Genomic DNA, 7487 nt, shown 5'->3' on the forward strand with positions numbered 1-7487 from the left:
CTCAGGGCCTCGGGCTGGCGGGCTCTGCCGGTGCCGAATGCGCCTGGGGATCGCTCAGATGCCGGCGATCCTCGCTTTCGCGCATGCGCACGACAGTGACGGCATAGAACAGGACCACCAGCCCGATCAGCGCTGCCGCGAGGGCGAGGTTGCGCGACTTTGCCATGGCCAGATCAGCGCCCGGCCAGCAGCGGCGCCAGGATCGCGTCGAACTGTGCGAGGGGGAGCGCGCCGACCTCCTTCTTGCCGTTGACGAAGAAGGTCGGTGTCGACTCGACGCCGAAGCCTTTGGCGCGCTCGGAGACCTGCTTGATGCCCTGATAGATGTCCTCGCGCTTCAGGCAGGCTTCGACGCCGTCCTTGCCCATGCCGGCCTGGCGCATCGCCTGGGTCAGCCCGTCCAGTGGCTTGTCGGAATGAGCCCAGCCCTCCTGCGTCCGGTAGAACATGTCGACGACCGGATACCATTTGTCCTCGCCGGCGCAGCGGGCGAGCATGAAGCCGGCCATCGCCAGCGGATCGAGCGGGAATTCGCGGATGATGAAGCGCACCTTGCCGGTGTCGACATACTTCGCCTTCAGCTCCGGCCAGGTCTTCATGTGGAAGTTCATGCAGTGATGGCAGGTGAGCGAGGCGTATTCGATCACCGTCACCGGCGCTTCGGCCGCGCCGAAGACTTTTTCCGGCAGCGGGCCGGGATCGAGCAGAGCGGCCGGAAGCTGAGCGAGCGCGGGTAGGGACAGCGAGCCGGCGAGGCCGAGAGCAAGAGATGGGATGACGAGGCGGCGGTCGAGCATTGCGTGATTCCCCTTTCGCCGCTGTTCTGCGACCTGAAGCCACTTCAGCTTCAAGCGGTGAGGGCAGGCGATCCCGGGAAGCCCGTTCACGAAAACGTCAATTGAACCTCGACCGGCCTGAGGTTGCAGGGTCGCGCGAGTTCCAGTCGATTCACGAGTCGTTAGCGCCAGACGCTGATAATTTTAGCCATGTCCGATCGCTCTCTTTTCCAGCGTCTCCGGCGCTTCGCGCTGCTCGGCGCCGTCGCCCTTGCCCTGTCCTCCTGCGTCGGGATGGACGGTGACGGTCGCGGCAACCAGCCATTGCCGGCTGCGCTTGTCTCGCAGATGTCGAACAAGGGCATGAGCCAGGCCGACCCGATCGTCGTGCGCCTCTATAAGAAGGAGAGCGAGCTCGAGGTCTGGAAGCGCGACCGCTCCGGCCAATACGCCCTGCTCAAGACTTATCCGATGTGCCGCTGGTCGGGCCAGCTCGGCCCGAAGAAGCGCGAGGGCGACCGGCAGGCGCCGGAGGGCTTCTACACGGTGACGCCGGAGCTGATGAACCCGAGATCGGCGTACTATCTGTCCTATAATCTCGGCTATCCGAACGCGCTGGAGAAGGCGCAGGGCTATACCGGCTCGGCCCTGATGATCCACGGCGCCTGCACCTCGGCCGGCTGCTACGCCATGACCGATGAGGGCGTCACCGAACTTTACGGCCTCGCGCGCGAGGCCTTTGCCGGCGGCCAGCGCAGCTTCCAGGTCCAGGCCTTCCCCTTCCGGATGACGCCGGAGAACATGGCGCGCCATCGCAGCAATCCGAACATCGCCTTCTGGCGCAACCTCAAGGAAGGCTCGGATCATTTCGAGGCGACGCGCCAGCCGCCAAGGCTCGCGACCTGCGGCGGCCGCTATGTCTTCAATCCGGCGGGCGATGCCTCGGCCTTCGTGCCCGGCGCACCGTGCCCGGCTTATGAGACCGATCCGGAGGTCGCCTCTCTGGTCTCGGCCCGCAGTGCCCGCGACGAAGCACGTCTCGCCGAGCTCTCCGGCAGCACGCCGGCAATGAGCTATGCGCTGATGGATGGCGGCATGCATCAGAGCTTCCGCAAGCTGCTGCGCAATATCGGGCCGGAACGGATGCAGCCCATGGTCGCTGGCAAGGTCGAGATCAGCGCGCCGCAGGCGGCACTGGCCGATCCCTATGGCGGTGGCGACGATGAGCCGCAGCAGGCGACGGTGACCGGGTCGATCTTGTCGCGTTGACGCCGGGCAAGCCGGCCGCCAGACAAGGCGCCATGCCAATCCTCAAGATCATTCGTTACGGCGCCTGGACCGCAGTCGTCTTCGTCGCCTTCGCCGCCGCCGCCATCACGCTCGGCTGGTGGCGTGTCGATGGGCCCGGCAGGCCAGGGTCCAGTGCAGCCGTGTCGACGCCGCTGGCCGATGTCGGCGGTCCCTTCACCTCGACCGACCATACCGGCCGCAAGGTCTCGCAGGCCGACTATCTCGGTAAGCCGACGCTGGTCTTCTTCGGCTTCACCCATTGCCCGGAGGTCTGCCCGACCACGCTGTTCGAGCTCACCACCCTGCTCGGCAAGCTCGGCGCCGAGGCCGACAAGCTCAACGTGCTCTTCGTTTCCGTCGATCCCGAGCGCGATACGCCGGCGCAGCTTTCGCTCTATCTGCAATCCTTCGATCCGCGCATCGTCGGACTCTCCGGCACGCAGGCCGAGGTCGATGCGGCGCTGAAGGCCTACAAGGCCTATGCCAGGCGCATCCCGACGCAGGATGGCTACACCATGGACCACACCGCCTCGGTCTATCTGATGGATGCCGAGGGCCGCTTCCGCAGCCTGATCGACTATCACGAGGAGCAGGATTCGGCGCTGGCCAAGGTCAGGCTGCTGCTCAAGCGCTGAACGCCGTCATTCCGGGGCTTCGCGAAGCGAAGAGCCCGGAACCCAGAACCGATGCGCTTGATCGTGAAGGCGCACGATTGGGCGGCCAATGTCAGACCCGTGTCGATTCTGGGTTCCGGGCTCGCTGCTGCGCAGCGCCCCGGAAAGACCGCGAGATTCCCAGCAAAAACGCTCAGCGCCTATTCAGCAGGATCATCTTCTCCTGCGTCATGTCGCGCATGGTGTAGGGGATGCCGCCGGTGCCGTAGCCGGATTCCTTGCGGCCGGCGAAGGGCATCCAGTCGGTGCGGAAGGCGGTGGGGTCGTTGACCATCACGGCCGAAGCGTCGAGCCGCTCGGCGACATGCAGGGCGACATCGATGTCTTGCGCGAAGACGCTGCCCTGGAAGGCGACGTTGAGCGAGTTGGCCCGGGCGATGGCGTCGTCGAGCTTGCTGTAGCGATAGACGCAAACCAGCGGGCCGAAGACCTCGAGCTGCGAGACCTTGGCGTCGGCAGCGGGGTCAAGCAGCACGGCCGGCTCCAGCGTCGTCTCGGAGAGCCGCTTGCCGCCGAGCGCGAGCTTCGCTCCGCCCTTCACGGCTTCGTCGATCCAGCTTGCGACTCGGTCCGCTTCCTTTGGCAGGATCAGCGGCCCGACCTCGGTCTCCTTCAGCACGGGATCGCCGGTGCGCAATTTGGCGACGCGGGCCACCAGCCGTTCGGTGAAGGCGTCGGCAATCGCCTCATGCACGTAGATGCGCTGCGTCGACACGCAGACCTGGCCGGCATGGTAGTAGCCGCCCTTGACCAGCGGCTCGATGATCCTGTCGAGATCGGCGCTGCGGTCGACGATCGCCGGCGCCGCCCCGCCATGCTCCAGCGCCGAGCGCGCGCCATGCGCCAGCTTGGAATGCAGGTACCAGCCGACCTTGGCCGAGCCGATGAAGCTGAGGAAAGCGACGCGCCGGTCGGTGACGAGCTTTTCGGCGAGCTCGTTAGTCTCCGGCAGGAAAATCTGGCACCAGGCCTCCGGCAGGCCGGCCTCGTGCACCAAGGCGACGAAGTCGCGGCAGCACAACGGCGTCGTGCTCGCCGGCTTGATGATCACCGGGCAGCCGACCGCAATCGCTGGTGCGACCTGGTGGACGATCAGGTTGAGCGGATGATTGAAGGCCGAGATCGCCGCGACGATGCCGATCGGCTCCTTGGTGGTGAAGGCCCAGCGTCCCGCGGCCGCCGGCGTCAGCCCCATCGGGATCTCGCGCCCGGCGAAGTTTCGGAGCTCGTCGGCGGCGTTGTGGATGCCGTCGATGGCCCGCGTCGTCTCGATGATCGCATCGGTCAGCGGCTTGCCGCCTTCGCGCGCGATCTGGCGGGCGAAATGGTCGCGCTTGGCCGACAGCAATTCAGCGAGCTTGCGCAGGATCGCGATCCGCTCATGGGCTTTGAGCCAGTTCCCACGATCGCGGAAGACCTTGTCGGCCGCCTGCAGCTTGGCTTCCAGCGCCGCGGCATCGTCGGTGGCGATCTCCTCGATCGGCGCACGATCATAGGCTTGGACCACTGTCAGCATCTCGGTCTCCTTGGTGCTTTCAATACCGACGGCTAGGACGAGGACACCCATCCGGAAGCACATGCGCGGTCGTCCCGGGCGACCGGAGGGAGACCCGGGACCCATTCCGGAGCCCTTATCGGGGAGGCTCCGGAATGGATCCCGGATCTTCGCTTCGCTGCGTCCGGGATGACAGGGGTTGTCGGGCCGAACGCAACGAGCTTCGTCTCAAGCCAGCTCGATATCCGGCGTCTTGTTGCGCAGCTCCTCGACGAGCACGCGGGTGTTCTCCGAGTAGTCGATCGGTATCTCGACGAGATTGACGCCGCCGCCCTTGAAGGCAGCCTCCAGCGTCGGCCCCAGTTCGGCGGCCGAGCCGACGCGTGAGCCCTTGGCGCCATAGGCCTTGGCGTAGGCGACGAAATCGGGATTGCCGAAGCTCATGCCGTAATCCTTGAAACCGTCGACGGCCTGCTTCCAGCGGATCATGCCATAGGCGTTGTCGTTGAGGACGACGACGACGAGGTTGAGGCCGAGGCGGACGGCGGTCTCCATCTCCTGGCTGTTCATCATGAAGCCGCCATCGCCGCAGACCGCCATGACTCGGCGCTTGGGATGGAGCATCGCCGCCATCATCGCCGAGGGCAGGCCGGCGCCCATCGTCGCCAGCGCATTGTCGAGCAGCAGCGTGTTGGCGACATGGGTGCGGTAGTTCCGCGCGAACCAGATCTTGTACATGCCGTTGTCGAGGCAGACCATGCCGTCCTCCGGCATCACCGCGCGGATGTCGTGGACGATGCGCTGCGGCGTGATCGGGAAGCGATCCTCTTCGGACCGGTCGTTGAGATGGGCGAGGATCTTCTGGCGCAGCTCCAGCATGACCGGATCGGCTTCGAGCCGCCCGCCGAGCCGCTCCGCCAGCGCCGCGACGGTCGCGCCGATGTCGCCGATCACCTCGGCATCGGGATGATAGACCTGCTCGACCGTCGCCGACTGGTAGCTGACATGGATCACCTTCGGCCCGCCGGCGTTCCGCATCAGGAAGGGCGGCTTCTCGATCGTGTCGTGGCCGATCGCGATGATCAGGTCGGCCCGGTCGACCGCCTGATGGACATAGTCGCCCTCGGACAGGGCGGCCGTGCCCATATAGAGATTGGAGCCGCCGGTGACGGCGCCCTTGCCCATCTGTGTGTTGAAGAAGGGCAGTTTCACCCGCCGGACGAAATCGGAGAGCGGCTCGACCAATCGCGGCCGGTTGCCGGCGGCGCCAATCATCACCAATGGCCGCTTGGCCGCCAGGATCATCTCGGCGGCGCGTGCGATCGATTTTGGATCAGCGACCGGGTGCTCCAGCGGATGCACCGGGATCAGCGGCACATCGGCGACCTCTTCGCCGGCGATGTCCTCCGGCAATTCGAGATGGACCGGGCCAGGGCGCTCCTCCATCGCGACGCGGAAGGCGTCGCGCACCACGGACGGGATGCTGGCGCTGCTGACGATCTGCCGGGTCATCTTGGTCAGCGGCTTCATCGAGGCGACGACGTCGACGATCTGGAAGCGCGCCTGCTTGGCGCTCATGATCGCCTTCTGCCCGGTGATCAGGATCATCGGCATGGCGCCGAGATGGGCATAGGCCGCACCGGTCGAGAAATTGAGGGCGCCGGGCCCGAGCGTCGCGATGCAGACGCCGGGCCGCCCCGTCAGGCGGCCATGCGTCGCCGCCATGAAGGCGGCCGCCTGCTCGTGCCGGGTCAGGACGAGCTCGATCTTCGAGGTCCGGAGCGACTCGACGACATCGAGGTTCTCCTCGCCGGGAACGCCGAAGATGCGATCGACGCCCTCGTTCTCGAGAGCGGCCACCAGAAGATCGGAACCCTTTGTCATCGTCATCGCCTATCCGGAACGCCTCGATATCCGGAAAGGTAGGCCTCCTGCATGCGAAGGGAAAGCCGGCGCATGGCAGGGTTGCTAGCGGGGCAGGGAGGTTCCAATCCCGGCGCCGCGCGCCTTCTCCAGAACGAGATGCGCGAGCGCGAGATCGGCGAGCGCAAAACCGCGGAAGCAGAACAGCGAACGCTTCGTTCCGGCATCGGCAAGCGGCGTCTGCGAGAGGGCGGTGAGGTCATGGCCGAAGCGGACACTTGTCACCGGATGCCCATCGACATCATAGGGCGCCTGCGACTGGGCGAGGCTGTCGGTGGCGAGGATGTCGAAGGCGGGCAGGGCCTCGGGCAGCCAGCTGCGGCCGGTGTCGACTGCGGCGGCGAAGGCGGCCGGCTTCATCCGCCGTGCATCGAGGAAGGGACGCAAGCCCGGCGCCGCCGGGACCATGGAGATGACGAGATCGCTGCGGGTCAGGAGCGCATCGGCGTCGTCGACGATCTCGGTGGCGAGGCCGCGGGCGGTGGCGACCTCTGCCAGGCGTTCGGCTGAGTTGCGGCTGCGGCTCAGCATCAGGGCGTTCGCCAAGCCGGGATAAAGATCATGGAAGGCGGCGAGGTGGGCATGAGCCTGCAGGCCACAGCCGATGAAACCGATCGTGCGTGCCTCAGGCGGCGCGAGCAGCGAGGCTGCAGCGGCCGACATGGCCGCTGTCCGTACCAGTGTGATCTCGTCGCCGTCGAGGATCGCAAGTGGGGTGCCGGTGACGTAGTCGTTGACGCAGATTAGCGCGCTTACACTCGGCACCGCGCTGCCCGGCTGCGATGGCGCGGAGGCGACCCACTTCACCGTGGCGATCGCCTGCGCCTGCGAGGCGGCCGTCATCGCCTGGAAGGCATGGCCGGGGCCGAGCGACAGCGCGCTTTTGGGCAGGCTTCGGTTTCGGCCGGCAGCATGGTCGCGGAAGGCCCGCAGCACCGCCTCGCGCGCCTCGCGCGGAGTCACGGCGCAGGCCCGCACGTCCTGATGCGAGAGATAGAGGAGGGAATTGCTCATCAGTCGGACCGCTTCGCGACGCAGAAGGACAGGGCCGGACAGCCCTAAGTTGGGTATGAGCACAGGAGCGAGCGTGGGCAAGGTGGAAGACGGGCTGGTTCGGCTGAGCGGCCGCCTTCGCTGAACTGCGCGTTAGCAGCCATGATTGGGCACGGGCCGAGCCGATTCGCCGGTCTCCCTTTGCCGATTAAGTGCTAAGCCATTGAAAAATTGGAACATTCTGCTCGGAATCCACTTTTGTCGAAAAACTTTCATCTGCTGTGTTGACACCCGGAAGAGGTTCCCCCTATAAAGCGGCCATCGAGACGGCGCCGC

7 protein-coding genes are annotated in these 7487 nt (G+C 66.1%); 2 read left to right on the forward strand and 5 right to left on the reverse strand.

Features of this window, described 5'->3' with window-relative positions; all coding sequences use genetic code 11:
- Nucleotide 1: 1 nt before the first annotated feature.
- The gene (locus AC07O0_RS17630; RefSeq protein WP_494624978.1) at nt 2-166 is read right to left on the reverse strand and encodes a cytochrome c oxidase system small membrane protein; all 165 of its coding nucleotides are present in this window, start codon (nt 164-166) and stop codon (nt 2-4) included.
- Between the two features lie 7 nt (nt 167-173).
- Nucleotides 174-797 (reverse strand): DsbA family protein, encoded by a 624-nt coding sequence (locus AC07O0_RS17635; RefSeq protein WP_494624979.1) that lies wholly within the window; start codon nt 795-797, stop codon nt 174-176.
- A 189-nt stretch (nt 798-986) separates the two neighbouring features.
- On the opposite strand from AC07O0_RS17635, the gene AC07O0_RS17640 reads away from it, so the two are divergent.
- Together AC07O0_RS17640 and AC07O0_RS17645 are read left to right on the forward strand one after the other, a co-directional pair.
- Nucleotides 987-2045: a L,D-transpeptidase family protein gene (locus AC07O0_RS17640; protein ID WP_494624980.1), complete on the forward strand. Its 1059-nt coding sequence runs from the start codon at nt 987-989 to the stop codon at nt 2043-2045.
- A 32-nt stretch (nt 2046-2077) separates the two neighbouring features.
- A complete protein-coding gene (locus AC07O0_RS17645) occupies nt 2078-2701 on the forward strand; it encodes an SCO family protein (protein WP_494624981.1) in 624 nt (207 codons plus the stop codon).
- A 172-nt stretch (nt 2702-2873) separates the two neighbouring features.
- Here AC07O0_RS17645 and AC07O0_RS17650 read toward each other — a convergent pair whose 3' ends face one another.
- From AC07O0_RS17650 to AC07O0_RS17660, 3 genes are all read right to left on the reverse strand, one after another.
- On the reverse strand, nt 2874-4256 hold the full coding sequence (locus AC07O0_RS17650; protein ID WP_494624982.1) for an aldehyde dehydrogenase family protein: 1383 nt from the start codon (nt 4254-4256) through the stop codon (nt 2874-2876).
- Between the two features lie 207 nt (nt 4257-4463).
- Nucleotides 4464-6119, reverse strand: coding sequence for an acetolactate synthase large subunit (locus AC07O0_RS17655; RefSeq protein ID WP_494624983.1), 1656 nt, complete (start codon nt 6117-6119; stop codon nt 4464-4466).
- Between the two features lie 84 nt (nt 6120-6203).
- Complete coding sequence (locus AC07O0_RS17660) at nt 6204-7172, reverse strand: ornithine cyclodeaminase family protein (RefSeq protein WP_494624984.1); 969 nt, start codon at nt 7170-7172, stop codon at nt 6204-6206.
- Nucleotides 7173-7487: the final 315 nt, after the last annotated feature.

It is taken from the genome of Allobosea sp. GW821-FHT10B12 (assembly GCF_059415545.1).